This is a genomic window from Pseudohalioglobus lutimaris (genome assembly GCF_002866825.1).
Lineage (GTDB): Bacteria > Pseudomonadota > Gammaproteobacteria > Pseudomonadales > Halieaceae > Halioglobus > Halioglobus lutimaris.
The window spans coordinates 94317-110512 of sequence record NZ_PKUS01000010.1 but is presented as its reverse complement, the minus strand read 5'-3'; the positions used below and the strand labels follow the sequence as shown (position 1 = coordinate 110512).

Here is a 16196-nt window from a genome sequence, read left to right as displayed (position 1 = left end):
GGACATGAAAAAACATTTCAATCTGGCCGATCTATACGAAATGGTCGCTGACAAGGTGCCCACGCGCGATGCGTTGGTCTGCGGTGACCAGCGCGCGACGTTCAAGGAGCTTGAAGCCCGGGCCAACCGGTTGGCGCATTACCTTTTATCTCGCGGCGTAAAGGCCGGGGATCACGTGGGCCTGTACCTCTATAACTGTAACGAATACCTGGAGGGCATGCTGGCCTGCTTCAAGATTCGCGCGGTGCCGATCAACGTCAATTACCGGTATGTAGATGAGGAACTGCTGTATATTTTCAACAATGCAGACATGGTGGCCTGTCTGCACAATCGGGAGTTTCTCCCGCACATTACTGAAATTCGCCACGCCGCGCCTGATTTGCACACCTTTGTTTACGTTGAAGACGGGTCCACCGAGGACCCCGGTGCGATTGGCTCAGTGGAATATGAGCAGGCCCTGTCCGACTGTGGTGACGAGCGTGACTTCGGTGAGCGGGCAGATGATGACCTGTTCATTCTTTATACCGGCGGTACGACGGGCATGCCCAAAGGCGTAATGTGGCCGCATAAGGCGGTTTTCTATGCGGCCATGGGTGGTGGCGGATGGTTCCACCCGGATGGTGCCATTACCCGGCCAGAGCAGATTGCAGACAGGGTCGGCGATTTTCCCATTGTAGGCATGGCGCTGGCGCCTTTGATGCATGGTGCTTGCTGGTGGTATGCCTGCATCCAGTTGCTGGCGGGCAACACGGTAGTGCTTAGCCCTCACAGGTCGCTGGTGGGTGAGCAGGTCTGGGATATTGTCGAGGCGGAGAAAGTGAACGCTGTTTCTATTGTCGGCGACGCGATGGCCGTCCCTCTGTTGGATGCCCTGGAAGCGAATGAAGGAAGGTGGGACCTCAGCTCGGTGTTCAATGTAGGTTCGGGCGGCGCTGTTTTCTCTGAGTCCAAGCAGGAAGCCTTCAAGGCTCATTTTCCCAACGTGTTCATCACCAACTCCTTTGGCTCCTCAGAAAGTGGCAACATGGGTATGGATGGTGGTGGCAAAAAAGGGCAGGGCCTTGGCAATGTGACCAAGAGCGAGTTCATGTCGGTGATTGCGGATGCAGAAGGTGAGCCTCACAGACATGTTGCCCGTGGTGAAATGGGTATCTTTGCCCGCAGCGGACACATCCCCAGGGGCTACTACAATGACCCTGAGAAAACCGCAAAAACCATTGTGGAAGTCGACGGAAAATCATGGCTGCTACTGGGTGATGAAGCGCGCCTGGAAGAGGACGATACCATTACCGTTTATGGTCGTGGCTCAAATTGCATTAATAGCGGCGGAGAAAAAATCTTCCCGGAAGAGGTGGAGCAGGCACTCAAAGCGAACCCGGCAGTTTTTGACTGTCTGGTCGTTGCTACGCCGGATGAGCGCTTTGGCAGTAAGGTCGCGGCGGTTGTTGCGACTCGCGGTGATGCGCAACTGAGCCTGCACGCGTTGCAGGAGCATGCGCGCGAGCATATCGCCGGTTACAAGCTGCCAAGGGAGTTGCACGTGGTTGAGGAGGTCCCGCGCGCACCCAGCGGCAAGCCCGCCTATCCGCAGGCACTGGCACTAGCGCTGTCAGGTGACTATCGCATCGATTGAGCGTGAACATCGCCGGCGGCATGCTGGGCAGGTCTGAAATTATTGGAGACATTATGGCTGAACTGGATATCAGTACCGAAACCTGCATCGTAGAAAAAGAAGGCAATGTGTTGCTGGTCACGCTCAATCGACCGGAGGCAAAGAACGCATTCAATTCGCAGATGCTGCTGGGTCTTTACAAGGCCTGGCGTTTATTGGACGAGAGCGACGATCTTTATTGCGCCATTCTGACGGCCAATGGCGACACTTTCTGTGCAGGCATGGACCTGAAGGCGGGGGCGGATGACCAGCACGGTGCTACCGAAGAGTTTATGGCACTGATGGCGGAAGTGCCCAATGTACACTGGCAGGCACTGTTGCGAGACAACCGACCCCGTAAGCCGCTCATCCTCGCGGTTGAGGGTTATGCGCTGGCCGGTGGAACAGAGATTCTCCAGGGGACAGATATACGGGTCGCTGCCGACAACGCCGTATTTGGCATTACTGAAGTGGCGCGAGGTCTCTACCCTATGTCGGGCTCCACCATTCGTCTGCGTCGGCAAATACCCTACTGCCTGGCAGCTGAAATGCTGCTTTGCGGTGAACACATCAGTGCGCAACAGGCGCTGGCGTTTGGACTGGTGAATAAAGTCGTCCCGGCTGGCACGACTCTTGATGCGGCCAGGGAGTATGCTGAAAAAATCTGTCGCAACGGACCGCTGGCAGTGAAGGCGGTGGTTACCTCACTGCGCGAGCACCAGGAGTGTATGTCAGAAGAAGAAGCTATGCTGGCTTCAGACGAGCTTGCTGGGCCTGTTTTTGCATCAAGAGACGCGAAAGAGGGTATGCGCGCATTCAAGGAGAAACGTGCAGCCGAGTTTACCGGCAGCTAAGTACTGCGCATAATAGCGCTCCCCACATCAGAGCGAAGAGTCACAGGACATGTCTGAACTAAGCAAGGCTTTCGAAACCATTGTTACAGAGCGTCGTTCCTTGCGAGCGTTCCTGCCACGGCCGGTGAACACGGCAACGCTGGAAGCGGTATTTGGCGCGGCCCAACGTGCGCCAAGTAATTGCAACACACAGCCCTGGCAGACGCATGTCGCCTCGGGCGACGCAGTTGAAACGCTGCGCAAGGAGATGCCGTCGCGATTTATGCAGGGCGAGATGTCCCTGGACTTTCCCTATGACGGTGTATACGAGGGCGTGTACAAGCAGCGGCAGCACGGATCAGCCCAGGCGCTATACGACGCCGCCGGTATAGCCAGGGAGGACAAGGCACGAAGGCATGAGCAGTTCATGGAAAATTTCACCTTCTTTGGCGCTCCCCATGTGGCCTTCCTGTTTCTTCCTGAGCCGTTTGGTCTGCGCGAGGCTGCAGATCTGGGGATGTATGCGCAAACACTGATGTTGGCAATGGCTGCCAATGGCCTGGGCAGCTGCCCGCAGACAGCGCTCAGTTTCCAGGCAGACCTGGTTCGCGAAGTGCTTGAAATTGATGCCAGCAACAAATTGATGTTCGGTATTTCGTTCGGTCACCCGGATCCCGATGCACCGGTGAACCGCTGCGTTACCGACCGCGCCCTGCTAAGCGATACCGTTCACTTTCATGACTGACTTTGTGCTCACAGAAAACCGGGACGGGGTGCTGTTGGTCACGCTCAACCGACCAGAAAAGAAGAACGCGATCAATGGCGCAATGTGGCAGCAAATTCACGATGCATTCCGCCGGGCTGCCGCTGACGACTCCGTCGTCTGCGCGTTACTGACTGGCGCGGGTGAGCACTTCTGTTCTGGCGTAGACCTCACCAGCTTTGGCGAGGGCGACGCGGACCCGCAGGCATTGTTCAATGCAGCGGCGCTGGCGGTGGCCGAGTTCGACAAGCCGCTTGTGGCTGCTGTGAGAGGGGTCTCCGTCGGCGGCGGGGCCACTGTCCTGTTCCATGCCGATGTGGTGTATGCCGGTGAGTCGCTGCGCATGCGACTGCCGTTCGCCAGTCTGGCGCTCGCGCCGGAGTGGGGTAGCAGCTATATGCTGCAGGCTAATATCGGTGCGCAACGGGCCGCGGAACTGTTTTACACCGCGCAGTGGATCGATGCGCAAAAAGCGCTGGACGCGGGCATTGTCGCGGCCGTGCTGCCAGATGAAAACGTTATGAAGCAGGCGCTGGCTACAGCGCAGGAGATCGCCCAATGGCCGGTCAATGCGCTGCGCGAAATCAAACGCAGCTTGCGCATGCATCATCTTCCAGCCATCAAGGCCGCTATGACATTTGAGCAGGAAGCCATGGCACGCCAGGCAGGTTCTGCCGAGAATATTGAAGCGATCACCGCGTTTATGGAAAAACGCAAGCCAGAGTTTCGTCGCCTGTGACCCAGGCTGCAGATTGCCTGGTTCATTCAAATTTAGTGTATCCAAGTCATTTTTACATCGCATTCTGCTAAGCTGCATCGGTGCGTGACCTATAACGAAAAAAAAAGAGGTATCTCCTTGAAAACGATGTTTCCGGAAAAATTTCGCCTGTCCGCCGCAGTGGTGGCCTCCGTGCTGCTAATCGCCTGTAGCGATTCATCAGACCGAACAGGCTCGGTGGAGCCTCCCGTAGAGCCACCCGAGCCGGAGTTGACCTACCAGACTGACATTGTCTGGACAGAATATGGAATTCCCCATGTGACGGCCGATGACTGGGGCAGCCTGGGCTATGGCGTGGGTTACGCCTATGCGCGTGACAATTACTGCACGGTAATGCGCGAATACGTCAGGGCGGAGGGCGAATCTGCCCGTTACCTAGGAGATGAGGGCGACCTCAACAGAGACTTCGTTTACAAGCTGTTTAATGACGACGAACGTATCCAGCGCCTGTTCGACAGCCTGCCAAAGACGATACAGGACAATTTTACCGGTTACGCGGCAGGGGTGAACCGTCATTTTAATGAAACCGGTGCCGACAACCTGGCTGAGGGTGATGAGGGATGTCGTGGCGAGGAGTGGGTGCGCGAAATTGACCATATGGATGTCACCCGACTGTTACACAAGACCATTCTGATCGGCAGTGCCGACCCACTCTCCTCTTTCAGCACGGCGGTGACACCGCCTGAAGAGACCATGGCCAGCGCCCGGTCCGCCGCCACCCCGGCTGAACTGGAAGCGATGTTTGCCGGTTACGACGCCGCAGAGTTGCGCAGCGCGATGGGTCTGCCCGAGGGCTGGGAAATCGGCAGTAACGCCTACGCGGTGGGCGCGGACGCCTCGCAGACTGGCTCCGGCATCCTCTTCGGCAACCCGCACTTCCCCTGGCAGGGCCCGCTGCGGTTCTACGTGTTTCGGGTGAGCCTCGGCGACGAGTACAACGTGATGGGCGCCGCTCTGGGGGGCGTGCCACTGCCGCTCATCGGGTTCAACGAGAACGTGGCCTGGTCGCATACCGTGAGCACCGGGTCACGGTTTACCTTCTATGAGCTGACGCTGAACCCGGACAACCCGATGCAGTACGATTACGACGGGGAAATGCGCGACATCACTGCGCAAACGGTGAGCACAGAGCAGGTGGCTGCAGACGGCAGCGTGGAGACGGTGGAATACACGTTCTACCTGTCACACTTCGGACCCATCATCGACCTGGGTGCGGTGTCACCGCTGTTGTCCGGTTGGCCTAACGCGGCGGGCACAATACTGACCTACCGGGACGCCAACCTGGAAAACCTGCGCGGCATGGAGCAATGGCAGAAGATGGGGCAGTCGCGGGACCTGGGTGAGTTCAAGGCGGCCCTGGCCGACCTGGGTATCCCCTGGGTTAACACCATTGCCGCCGACCGCAACGGTGATGCCTTCTATGGCGATATTTCCGTGGTGCCCAATGTCTCGGTGGCCCAATACAGCAATTGTGTGCGGGGCTTCTTGCAGGAACAGTTGACGGGTCTAGGTAACCTGACCCTTGACGGCTCTGATTCCGCCTGCGAATGGGGCAACGACCCGGGTACACCCGAGGGCATTTTCGGCTACGATAGCCTGCCCAAGCTGGAAACCCGTGAGTACGGCGCCAACGCCAACGACAGTTATTGGCTGGCTAATCCGCGCAATCTGTTGACTGGCTTTTCCCCTATTATTGGCCGCGAAGAAGTAGAGCAGTCCATTCGTACTCGACATACCTTCAATATGGCAGAGGATCGGCTTGCCGGTAACGACGCCTACGGAGACGCGCTTTTCAATATCGACAATATCCGTCAGCTCTCTTACCAGGCAACCAATCATGCAGCTGAACTGGTGCTGGGCGATGTCGTTAGTCTCTGTACTGCTACGGATGACTGGGCACCGTATTCAGCGAACCCGGCTGAAGTGATGCAGGCTTGCGACGTGTTGTCTGAATGGGATGGCACGCACCAGCTGGAAAGCGTGGGTGGCCACGTGTTTTATGAGTTCTGGCAGCGAGTGCGCAGCGAGCCCACTCTCTGGTCAGTGCCGTTCGACCTCACCATGCCGGTGACCACGCCGGCGCAGCTCAGCCTGGATGCGGCTAACGCGGAGATCGTTCGCCAGCGTCTGGGAGAGGCGGTGGACCGCCTGGTTGATGCCGGCATCCCCATGGATAGACCCTGGGGTGAGGTGCAGTTCGTGGACAAGAATGGCGAACGTATTGGTATTCACGGCGGCTCCGGATCAATGATGTTCAGCGTGATTACCTCTTCGCTGGTAGATGGCGAGGGTTACTCAAATATCACCCACGGTAACAGCTATATGCAGGCGGTTACCTGGGATGACAGTCAATGTCCTGATGCCTATGGAATGCTTACGTACTCGCAGTCCACTGATCCAGCGTCTGATTACTATGCGGATGCCACGAAGCTCTATGCAGAGGGCGGTTGGATTGATATGCCCTTCTGTGAGGCGGATCGGGATGCGCAGGAGATCAGCCGGGAAACTATCGAGGAATGACCGGGCGGCGCAGCGCACGCAGGCCTTGCCCTGCTGTGCGCTGCCATTGACCCTGTACCACTCAGGGTTGTATGAAGTCCGTGACCTCGAGGTTGAAGCCCGAAAGCGCATTGAAGTGAATTGGCGCCGACATCAAACGCATTTTGCCCACGCCCAGGCGCTTGAGAATTTGTGAGCCTGTGCCGATTACCCGGTAGTTCTGCTGGCCGGCACTGTCTGCCGAACCGGCCACCGTGGAAGGCTCAGGGAACTGGATGACTTCTGCGAGTGCCTGCTCAGCGCTCAACTCCTGACCAATTAACACCACTACACCCTTGCCCTCATCTGCAATGGCCTGCATTGCGCGGCGATAGGACCATCCCTGGGTCCCCTCGATGCGTGTGCCCAGAACATCACGCAGCGTGTTCTGTGCCTGCACCCGCACCAGCACATCCTCATCTTCATTGATGTCTCCGCAAGTGAGCGCGTAGTGCAGGGTGTCGTCGATAAGGTCTAGAAACGTGTGCAGTTCAAAGGGCCCGAAGTCAGTGTCCACCTGTTTGCTATTACGCAATTCGATGGAGGCTTCATGCAGGGAGCGGTACTCGATCAGGTCGGCAATGGTGCCCATGCGCAGGCCGTGCTTCTCGGCGAATACCTCAAGCTGTGGTCGGCGTGCCATGGTGCCGTCTTCGTTCATGATCTCAACGATCAGCGCCGCAGGTTCGAACCCTGCCATGCGGGCCAGGTCAACGCCGGCTTCTGTATGGCCAGCGCGACGCAGCACGCCACCGGGCTTCGCCACCAACGGGAAAATGTGTCCAGGCTGGGCGATATCTGCGGGCCGTGCGTTCGCCGCCACAGCAGTGAGGACGGTGTGCGCCCGCTGTACAGAACTGATCCCCGGTCCCTTGCGTTCGGCGGCGTCGATTGAAACAGTGAAGTTTGTTTCGTGCTGCGAGCGGTTGTCGCGAACCATCAGTGGCAGCTGCAACTGCCTTGCCCGTTCTTCCGTGATCGGCATGCAGATCAGGCCGCAGGCCTCGCTGGAGAAAAACGTAATAATCTCAGGCGTCACGGCCTCGGCCGCGATGATGAGATCACCTTCATTTTCCCTGTCCTCGTCATCCATGAGTATGACCATCTTGCCGGCGCGAATGTCGTCGAGAATATCGGGAACACTTGACAGTGACATGATTGGATTCCTGGATGCTGGCGAGGTGATAAAAAAGGGCGCCCATTTAGCCACAGGCGGTCTGTTTCCTCAAGCGGGCTAAGGCACGAAAAGCTTGCCACGAACGGCTTCCCTGTATGCGCCGGGCGTCATGCCCACGTGCTGGCGGAACAGTTTGCCAAAATGACTGAGATCGCTCATGCCGACCTGCCAGGCTATTTCACTCACGGTGAGGTTGCTGTGGCGCAGCAATTCCCTAGCCTGGCTGACACGCAGTTCCTGTAACCAGGCGCGGGGGCTCTGGCCCGTTGCCAGGTGAAACCGGCGATTCAAGGTCCGCGGGCTGACCTCGAGAAACGCGGCCAGTTGCGCGATTGTCGGCTTTGCTGCGAGCTTGTCTCGCAGCCACTGTTGAGCCTCCAATACCAGTTCATCATGATGGCTGGTTTCCCCACCTGTCTGATATGCGGCCGCGCGGAAGGGGCGGCGTATTTCCGGAGAAAACTGGTTTTCCACGGTACTGGCGATACTGTGCCCATACCAGTCCTCTACCAGGTGCACCATCAGGTCGGCGATGGAGTTCACACTGCCGACGCAGAAGATATTGTCGCTTTGGGTAATCAGGTGCCGCGGTTTCAGGCGCACATTTGGATAGCGTTGAGCAAAGGTGTCGAGGTAATTCCAGTGGGTGGTGGCAGGTCGGCCGTCCAGCAATCCGGCCTCTGCCAGCAAACAGGCCCCGCTGCCGACGGCACAGACACGGGTGCCTGTTGCGGCAATGGCGGCCAATTGATCCAGCCAGGGGCCGGCAGCACGAATCACCGGCTCGGGGTTGCGCCAGATGGCCGGCAGTATCAGCAGATCCAGGGTAGGCAATGATGCGAGCGTCAGGTCAGGTTGCAGACAGATGTCGCCAAAAACAGCTACCGGCTGTAAATCCGGTGCCACAAGCAGTAGTTCTACATCTGGATTGAGGCGGCTTTTGACTCGTGCCATCTGGGCTGCCGCGCGGAGAATCTCCAGCGGCAGCGTGATGCTGGTGGCCAGGGCCTGGGGGTAGAGCAGGGCGGCGATTCGGTACATGACGTGATTTCGCGTTTGACTGATATTGCATAGTATATGGCAGAAACGTACTAATGAAGCTCACAATAGCCGCGTACACTGTTTCCCAATATTGAACATTATCAGGATGAGTGAATACATGGGCAGGGAGCGGTTACCAGTAATTGTCAGCCTCGGAGGTATTAACGGGGCGGGTCGTGCTTCTGGCCACCATGCACTTGCGCGCATGGGTTACGAGGCGCTTGGTGAAAAGTCCAGGCAGCGTACATTGGCGTCGCTGGCGAGCATGATGGGCCTGGACCCCGCAGCCGACAATGAGCGATATATTCTCGACCATACATTGATTCGGAGGATTGAAAGCAATCATTTTGACGTGGACAGCGTCCTCTGGAACCAGCGTTTCCCTACCGAGAGTAATGGCCATCCGGTCAACTTTGATATTGAGCGACGTCACCTACCGGAAGCTATCCCGCCAAGCTGGAAGGTCACGCCCACCTCGGTGACCCATGTCAATGTAAACATCCAGGGCCACCAGGAGTTTCTGTTGCCCACCAACCGGGAATTTGAGGTCAAGGCAGCAGGGCAGTTGCCTACGGGGTATGAACCCGGGGACCTGTATCCCTCGCGTAGTCATCCGCGCGGCCTGGAGATGACCGTTTGCGCCGCTTCTGACGCGTTAGGTAACCTGGGAATCGACTGGGAGCAGTTACAGCGCCGTGTACCCGCGGACCAGATAAGCGTCTATGCAGGAAGCGCAATGGGCCAGTTGGACAGCGCCGGAGCAGGTGGCATGCTCAAGGCGCGCTATAACGGTAAACGTGTAACCTCCAAGTACTGTCCACTGAGCCTGGCGGAAATGCCTGCGGACTTCATTAACGCTTACGTACTCGGCGCCATGGGCTCAACCGGCGCCACTCTGGGTGCCTGCGCGTCCTTTCTCTATAACCTCAAGAATGGCATTGCCGATATCCGTGCGGGGCGAGCACGTGTCGCTTTCGTAGGTGCGGCCGAGGCGCCTATCAACGCGGAGGTAATGGAAGGTTACGCGGCGATGGGTGCGCTGGCTACGGACAAGGGCTTGCGTGCGCTGGATGGCGTCGCTGATGGCGTGGAACCAGACCATCGCAGGGCGTGCAGACCATTTGCCGAGAATTGCGGTTTCACCATCGCTGAGTCCGCACAGATGATTGTATTGTTTGATGACGAACTCGCCATGGAGATGGGCGCCACCCTGTATGGCGCTGCCACCGACGTTTTCGTTAATGCCGACGGTTACAAAAAATCAATTTCGGGCCCCGGAGTAGGCAACTATATTACCGTGGCCAAAGCCGTTGCTGCGGCACGGGCGATGCTGGGTGAGGAGGCGGTCCGCCGCGGCGGCCTGGTGCAGGCGCACGGTACAGGCACTCCCCAAAACCGGGTTACCGAGTCGGAGATTCTCGACCGCACAGCCGAGGCGTTCGGCATTGAGAAATGGCCGGTAGTGGCTTTAAAAAGCTATCTTGGCCATTCTCTTGGCGCGGCCTCCGGAGACCAGGTGACAGCAACCCTGAGTATGTGGCACCACGGTCTGATACCCGGCATCAATACTATCGACGGCCTCGCTGACGATGTAAGTCATAGTCAGCTTGCCTTCAGCACTAAACATCGTAAGTTTGACACCGCTGATGCGGAATATGCGGTGATTAATTCCAAGGGCTTTGGCGGCAACAATGCGTCGGCAACACTGTTGAGCCCGGTTGCCGCCCAGCGGCTCCTGCAAAAGCGCTATTCAGAAAAAGAGTGGGCAGCCTGGCAGGGGGCTAACGAGCGTGTTGTGAGTGCACAAACTGAATATGATGAAGGTATGATCGCCGGGACTATAGCCCCGATTTACCGTTTTGATCACGGCGTTCTGGCTGATGGAGATGTCGAAGTGACTGCCGATAAAATTCGCGTCGGCAAATTCGAGGTCGACCTCGCGCTAAAAAATCCTTTCGAATAGGGGTCTCTAAAGCAGGGCCGTGACCAGGCCATAGAAAATCACCAGGAAACCGCCGATCTCAGCGACCACCAACGACCAGAGAAAAACTTTGCCAGTCGTGTTGATGTCACGGATCTGGTTGTCCGTGTCGCGTCTGTAGCCGTGACCGATGTAGCCAATAATTGCAAAAGCGAAGTAGGTGACCAGTAAAGCAGTTGCAACTAATTCAACGCCGTTGGCTAACTGGCTCACCTCAGTGAAGTAAGCAAGCATTGCCGCCGCAAAGGAATAAAGCAGGGATGCGCGGTGGGCAATATCAACATAGGGGTGAGCCAGCCCGTCCGGGCTGGCAACCATTTGGCAGTATTTCCATACCCCAAGCAGCAGAGCTACCAGGAAAAAAGTAGCTGCAGAAAGCAGGGCTAGCGTTGGCGCAGTCATGGGGATATACCTTGCAGGTTAACTAAACTCTAAAACAGTGCGCCGGGTCGCTATTTGCGGAGCCAGGACTTGACCCATTTGGTTATGGCTGGAACACTGTTGCGCGAAATCGTCTGAGAATACCAGCGTGATCACCCGTCGACAATCCTTACAGCTGTGCGCCCCGGCGCTTGCACTGGGTCCAGCGATACCAGGGTCTGGAAAGCGGAAGGCAGAGAGCGCTATATCGGGATGACCACATCGCGCGGCCGAAAAGCGTATGCTACCGCTGGCGTTGGATAGGGGTATCGCCACCATGATCAATCGCCCCTTGCAGCGTGACGCCCTGTTCAAGCGGCCTGCGAGGCAGGCTTTGCCCGCGGTTGCAGCCGATCCGGGCTGCGTGAGTTGGGGGCAGTGCTATCTGAAATTCATTATCGGGCATCAGGCGGTTACCTGCCAGTTCCCCGCAACGTCAAAGGTTAATCTTATGCAGGATAATATGGGTGCAAACAAGGGGCCGGTCCCCGATGCCGATCGGAGAAAAGAAATGGTGCGCATATTCGACGAGATGCCTGTTTGATGTCCTCCGATTCAGCCGGAAACGGCATGCAGCGCCTGCTTGCACGTGTCTGTGATATTGCCCCGCAGGAGCAGCGAGCAACCCTGGCCTCATTTTCTCTTGTTCTGGTACTAATGGGGTCTTACTACATCTTGCGTCCGCTGCGTGATGCCATGGCATCGGACTGGACTGACGCAGAGGTGAGTTGGTTGTGGACATTTACCTTCTTCTTCAGCGCCGTGGCCGTGTCACTTTATGGCGCGGCGGTGTCGCGGCTGCGCGTGGTTCGCCTGGTGCCCGCGGTATACAGTTTTTTCGCTCTCAGTTTTGTACTCTTTTACCTGGGCAGCCAGTTCTTCACTGACCGTACCCTTCTGGACAAGTCGTTTTATGTTTGGGTCAGCGTGTTCAGCCTGTTTCACATTTCAGTATTCTGGAGCTTCATGGCCGATGTCTTTAACCAGGGGCAGGCAAAACGCCTGTTCGGGTTTATCGGCGCCGGGGCGAGTGTGGGCGCGCTGGGCGGCCCGGCGCTGGCAACGGCGCTCGCAGGCACAGGATCAACCGATGCGCTCTTGTTAGTCGCCAGTTGCATGATCCTGGTTACCCTGCCGTTGATCGCCTGGGTACAGAGGCTTAAGACCAGCGAGTTGGCCAATACCGGTGTGCATGCAGGCAAAAGTGACTTTGAATACATTGGCGGGAACCCGCTGTCAGGGTTCAGTGAGTTTTTGAAGTCTCCCTATCTGCTGGGCATCGGGCTGTTCATTTTTCTCTACACATCTATCGGGTCTTTTGTCTATTTCGAGTTGAAGAACCTGATGGCGGAGTACAGTCGCGCAGAGCGAACCCAGATCTGGGCTGGTGTCGACCTTGTGGTGAACACGCTTACCCTGTTGGTGGCGACGTTCGCCACGGGCCGTATCGCCAGTCGACTCGGCTTGCCCTTCACGCTGGCATCCGTGCCGGTAGTCATCGGTTTTGGACTGATACTGCTGATGTTTCTGCCGATGCTGTCCATTGTGTTGGCGATACAGGTAGTGAGGAGAGCAGGAAACTATGCGATCTCCCGGCCGGGAAGGGAAATGTTGTTTACGGCCGTAGACAGGGAGACTCGCTTCAAGGCGAAACCTGTCATTGACATAGTGATCTACCGCGGTGGTGACATGCTCAATGCCTGGGCGTTTACCGGGTTAACCCAGGGCCTGGGATTAGGCCTTGCGGCCGTCGCCGGAACGGGCGCCGTCATTGCCATGCTCTGGGCGATTACGGGTATTGCTCTGGGGCGCGGCTTTCAGAAACGGGAGCTTGCCCAGCAACAGGCCGCTGCTGCAGGGGATGAGGCTCAATCGTCAGCGTGAAAACGACAAAGCCCCGGGGGCGCAGGGACACTGCACGCCCGGGGCTTTGCGTTATATGGCGGTGGGCCAGGGATTCGAACCCCGGGACGGGATAAACCGTCAACGGTTTTCAAGACCGCCGCATTCGACCACTCTGCCAGCCCACCATAAAACCTGATTTTCTCCACCCATACCGCCCGGTGAAGAAGCCGGAATTATACATCCCTGAAGTCAGGGCACAAGAGGCTAAAGGCCTCAAGTGCCTGTATTTCAGCGCTTTTTAGTTAGAGGCAGCCTCTGCCATCTGGATGCCCGGCAGTGGTCCCCTGGGATCATTCTTGGCACGGGGCTCAGTCCGCTTACTGCACGTTGCCGGCGGAGCGACGCTGTCGCCGAACAACGGTATGTGCTGAGTGCTGATTTCCACAGACTGCACTGGCCGGGGTTCAACCCTGGGGTCGTTTACGGCTCGGCCCTCTTTGTTGATGCCTGCGGTCGACGCCTTCGCCGGCGTCGCAACTGCTGCGGGCTCAGCCTTGTCTTCAGCGTGTTTCACTGGTGCAACCGACGGCGCCTCTGCCTGCGCGGGAACCGCTTCTACCTGAGGCGCGTCGGGCTGAGCAGGTTTGCTGACAGCCTCGGCAACAACATTGCTTTCCTCTGCGGGCACAGGTTTCGCTTCATGGCTGGCGGCCGCGGGGGCGGCGATCGGCTGAGGTTTCTCGGGTGCGCTGTCGGTGTTTGCGACGGCTTTGATGTCAGCCGATGTCGCGTCAACGCCTGCCGCTTCCACTGTGGCAGCAGCTTGTTCGGGCTTGCGGCTGCGATTCCGGCGGCGGCGTGGTGCTTCCGAGCGCTTCATGTCAGAGGGGCGCTTGCGCGGCTGGTCATCGCGTTCGCTTTGCGGTTGATCAGTCTCTGCCTGACGGGTTTCGTTCGCCGCCTCGGCACTCACTTCCTGCTTGCGTCGCTGGCCGCCGCGCTCATTGCGACGTCGATTACGGTTGTTACTTCCGCCCTGCTTGCGCTGTTCCTCACTGCTGCGCTCACGCTTCCTGGGCTGGTCGTCCTCCGTTGTGCGCTCCTGCTGGTTTTGCGTGCGAGTTTGCGTTTCGGCGCGGTTGCTATCCTGACGCTCATTGCGAGCCTGCTGTCCCTGCCCACGACGATTGCGGTTGTTGCGACTGCGGCTGCGATTCCCCTGTGACTTCTGACCTTGTCCCTGGCCCTGGCTTTTAGCGTCTGTCGAAGACGCTTCCTTTTTCTTCGCAGTCTGTGTGGGCTGGGCAGCCTCAGCCGTGCCAAAGAGGGAGCCCCAGAGGCGTGTAATCAGACCGGGCTCCGGTTGCCGCGCGGGCGCACTCTTTTGCGGCTTATTGCGTTGCTGTGGCTGCTTAGCCTCGGCGGCTGCGGGTGCAGTGGCCTCTGGAGCAGGGGCCTGTTGCGGGGTGACGCCCTGCACAGCAGCCTGTTGCTGAGGGATGGCCGCTGTGTGCGTGTCAGAAATCGAGTCCACATCGGGTGCAGCTATTTCAATTTTGTAGCTGGTCTCATGGGTGCCATCAACTTCATCGTCACGCAGTCGTTGCACTTCAAAGTGCGGCGTTTCGAGGTTCGGGTTTGGAACGACCAGTACCCGGACCTTCGCGTCTCGCTCTATGTCTCCCAGTGCAGTCCGTTTCTCGTTAAGCAGATAAGCGGCAACATCCAGCGGCACAATTCCGCGCACCTCGGCGGTGCGGTCCTTGATGGCTTCTTCTTCCAGCAAACGCAGGATCGACAGCGCCAGCGATTTAGTGTCGCGAATGGTGCCCTGACCCGTGCAGCGAGGGCATACAATCGCGCTGGTTTCTCCCAGGGAGGGGCGCAATCGCTGACGGGACATTTCGAGCAGGCCGAAGCGCGAAATCCGTCCGACCTGTACCCGTGCGCGGTCGATATCCAGCGCATCCCGCATACGGTTCTCTACCGCGCGCTGGTTGCGTGCAGCAAGCATATCAATGAAGTCGATTACCACGAGGCCGCCCATGTCTCGCAGTCTGAGCTGCCTGGCGACTTCGTCAGCGGCTTCCAGGTTGGTCTGTAGTGCTGTGTCTTCGATATCTTTGCCCTTGGTAGCGCGAGCGGAGTTGATATCGATGGAGATCAGGGCCTCGGTAGGATCGATAACAATGGAACCACCAGAGGGGAGGCGGACTTCACGTTGGAACGCTGTTTCAATCTGGCTTTCAATCTGGAACCGATTGAACATCGGAATGGCATCTTCGTACACGCGCAGGCGATTCTTGTACTGCGGCATTACCAGTCCGACAAACTCCTCGGCCTGTTTGAACGCTTCAGGAGAATCAATCAGGACCTGGTCTATGTCATCACGCAGGTTGTCGCGAATGGCGCGGATAATGACGTTACTTTCCTGGAAGAGCAGGGCAGGTGCCTTTACCTCATCGTTGGCTGCGCCAATCTTCTCCCAGAGTTGCAGCAGGTAATTAAGGTCCCACTGCAATTCTTCAGCGGAGCGCCCCACGCCCGCAGTGCGGATAATCACGCCCATGCCGTTGGGGATTTCCAGGGCGGAGAGCGCCTCGCGCAGCTCAGTGCGATCATCACCCTCGATACGGCGGGAAATACCGCCGGCCCGCGGATTGTTGGGCATCAAGACCATGTAGCGTCCGGCCAGGGAGATAAACGTGGTCAGCGCCGCGCCCTTGTTGCCGCGTTCTTCCTTGTCCACCTGCACGATGATTTCAGTGCCTTCCTTGACCACTTCCCTGATTTTTGTGCGACCTTCGCCATCAGCCTTGCGGTAGAAGTATTCCCGGGATATCTCTTTCAACGGCAGGAAGCCGTGACGGTCAGCGCCGAAGTCGACAAAGGCCGCTTCGAGACTTGCCTCTACGCGAGTGATCTTGCCTTTATATACGTTGGACTTTTTCTGGATGCGGGTGCGGTTCTCGATATCCAGGTCGTACAGACGCTGGCCATCGACCATCGCGACGCGTAACTCTTCCGGTTGCGTTGCGTTAATTAGCATTTTTTTCATAAGTTTGCCTAAGCCTTGTGACAACAGGCCTGGCGGGGCAGGGAATCAGTGCTGCGGGCTATTACACCCGCGGGGAGGAACATTCTTCGCGCAACCTCGCGCGCTGTCGGC

At 57.7% G+C, this 16196-nt stretch carries 12 protein-coding genes and 1 tRNA gene; 8 read left to right on the top strand and 5 right to left on the bottom strand.

Annotated features, from left to right (window positions below):
• Positions 1 to 4: 4 nt before the first annotated feature.
• The 5 genes from C0039_RS09935 (at position 5) to C0039_RS09915 (ending at position 6545) form a co-directional block, all read left to right on the top strand.
• Positions 5 to 1633 carry an acyl-CoA synthetase gene (locus C0039_RS09935; protein ID WP_076001260.1) on the top strand — a complete coding sequence of 543 codons (1629 nt, stop codon included), beginning with the start codon at positions 5 to 7 and terminating at the stop codon, positions 1631 to 1633.
• 2 nt (positions 1634 to 1635) lie between these two features.
• Positions 1636 to 2505, top strand: coding sequence for a crotonase/enoyl-CoA hydratase family protein (locus C0039_RS09930; protein WP_232335004.1), 870 nt, complete (start codon positions 1636 to 1638; stop codon positions 2503 to 2505).
• A gap of 49 nt (positions 2506 to 2554) precedes the next feature.
• Entirely contained in the window at positions 2555 to 3229 is a 675-nt protein-coding gene (locus tag C0039_RS09925; RefSeq protein WP_076001261.1) for a nitroreductase, read from the top strand.
• Entirely contained in the window at positions 3222 to 3986 is a 765-nt protein-coding gene (locus C0039_RS09920; protein ID WP_076001262.1) for an enoyl-CoA hydratase/isomerase family protein, read from the top strand. Before C0039_RS09925 ends, C0039_RS09920 begins: the two co-directional genes overlap by 8 nt.
• A 126-nt stretch (positions 3987 to 4112) precedes the next feature.
• Positions 4113 to 6545: a penicillin acylase family protein gene (locus C0039_RS09915; protein ID WP_232335006.1), complete on the top strand. Its 2433-nt coding sequence runs from the start codon at positions 4113 to 4115 to the stop codon at positions 6543 to 6545.
• A gap of 61 nt (positions 6546 to 6606) precedes the next feature.
• Here the strand turns inward: C0039_RS09915 and ribB are convergent, their stop codons facing one another.
• Together ribB and C0039_RS09905 are read right to left on the bottom strand one after the other, a co-directional pair.
• Positions 6607 to 7719, bottom strand: coding sequence for a 3,4-dihydroxy-2-butanone-4-phosphate synthase (gene ribB, locus C0039_RS09910; protein WP_076001264.1), 1113 nt, complete (start codon positions 7717 to 7719; stop codon positions 6607 to 6609).
• 78 nt (positions 7720 to 7797) lie between these two features.
• Entirely contained in the window at positions 7798 to 8781 is a 984-nt protein-coding gene (locus C0039_RS09905; RefSeq protein WP_076001265.1) for a GlxA family transcriptional regulator, read from the bottom strand.
• A 106-nt stretch (positions 8782 to 8887) separates the two neighbouring features.
• Here C0039_RS09905 and C0039_RS09900 point away from each other — a divergent pair, with 106 nt between their 5' ends.
• Positions 8888 to 10744, top strand: a complete 1857-nt coding sequence (locus tag C0039_RS09900; RefSeq protein WP_232334794.1) for a beta-ketoacyl synthase — start codon at positions 8888 to 8890, stop codon at positions 10742 to 10744.
• Positions 10745 to 10750: 6 nt separating this feature from the next.
• Here C0039_RS09900 and C0039_RS09895 read toward each other — a convergent pair whose 3' ends face one another.
• Entirely contained in the window at positions 10751 to 11164 is a 414-nt protein-coding gene (locus C0039_RS09895) for a hypothetical protein (protein WP_076001267.1), read from the bottom strand.
• Positions 11165 to 11459: 295 nt separating this feature from the next.
• On the opposite strand from C0039_RS09895, the gene C0039_RS09890 reads away from it, so the two are divergent.
• Both C0039_RS09890 and C0039_RS09885 read left to right on the top strand, forming a co-directional pair.
• The gene (locus C0039_RS09890; RefSeq protein ID WP_133125975.1) at positions 11460 to 11726 is read left to right on the top strand and encodes an aldo-keto reductase family protein; all 267 of its coding nucleotides are present in this window, start codon (positions 11460 to 11462) and stop codon (positions 11724 to 11726) included.
• Positions 11726 to 13066: an NTP/NDP exchange transporter gene (locus tag C0039_RS09885; protein WP_232334795.1), complete on the top strand. Its 1341-nt coding sequence runs from the start codon at positions 11726 to 11728 to the stop codon at positions 13064 to 13066. The genes C0039_RS09890 and C0039_RS09885 overlap by 1 nt, the downstream gene beginning before the upstream one ends.
• A gap of 56 nt (positions 13067 to 13122) precedes the next feature.
• Here the strand turns inward: C0039_RS09885 and C0039_RS09880 are convergent.
• Positions 13123 to 13212, bottom strand: a tRNA-Ser gene (locus tag C0039_RS09880).
• Between the two features lie 113 nt (positions 13213 to 13325).
• The gene (gene rne / locus C0039_RS09875) at positions 13326 to 16085 is read right to left on the bottom strand and encodes a ribonuclease E (protein ID WP_076001269.1); all 2760 of its coding nucleotides are present in this window, start codon (positions 16083 to 16085) and stop codon (positions 13326 to 13328) included.
• Positions 16086 to 16196: the final 111 nt, after the last annotated feature.

Bases quoted from the DNA above. Each gene is read 5' to 3' on its own strand.
- C0039_RS09920 (WP_076001262.1), top strand. From the start codon at position 3,222: ATGACTGACTTTGTGCTCACAGAAAACCGGGACGGGGTGCTGTTGGTC.
- C0039_RS09925 (WP_076001261.1), top strand. From the start codon at position 2,555: ATGTCTGAACTAAGCAAGGCTTTCGAAACCATTGTTACAGAGCGTCGT.
- C0039_RS09905 (WP_076001265.1), bottom strand. From the start codon at position 8,781: ATGTACCGAATCGCCGCCCTGCTCTACCCCCAGGCCCTGGCCACCAGC.
- C0039_RS09885 (WP_232334795.1), top strand. From the start codon at position 11,726: ATGTCCTCCGATTCAGCCGGAAACGGCATGCAGCGCCTGCTTGCACGT.
- C0039_RS09935 (WP_076001260.1), top strand. From the start codon at position 5: ATGAAAAAACATTTCAATCTGGCCGATCTATACGAAATGGTCGCTGAC.
- rne (WP_076001269.1), bottom strand. From the start codon at position 16,085: ATGAAAAAAATGCTAATTAACGCAACGCAACCGGAAGAGTTACGCGTC.
- C0039_RS09900 (WP_232334794.1), top strand. From the start codon at position 8,888: ATGAGTGAATACATGGGCAGGGAGCGGTTACCAGTAATTGTCAGCCTC.
- C0039_RS09915 (WP_232335006.1), top strand. From the start codon at position 4,113: ATGTTTCCGGAAAAATTTCGCCTGTCCGCCGCAGTGGTGGCCTCCGTG.
- C0039_RS09895 (WP_076001267.1), bottom strand. From the start codon at position 11,164: ATGACTGCGCCAACGCTAGCCCTGCTTTCTGCAGCTACTTTTTTCCTG.
- ribB (WP_076001264.1), bottom strand. From the start codon at position 7,719: ATGTCACTGTCAAGTGTTCCCGATATTCTCGACGACATTCGCGCCGGC.
- C0039_RS09890 (WP_133125975.1), top strand. From the start codon at position 11,460: ATGATCAATCGCCCCTTGCAGCGTGACGCCCTGTTCAAGCGGCCTGCG.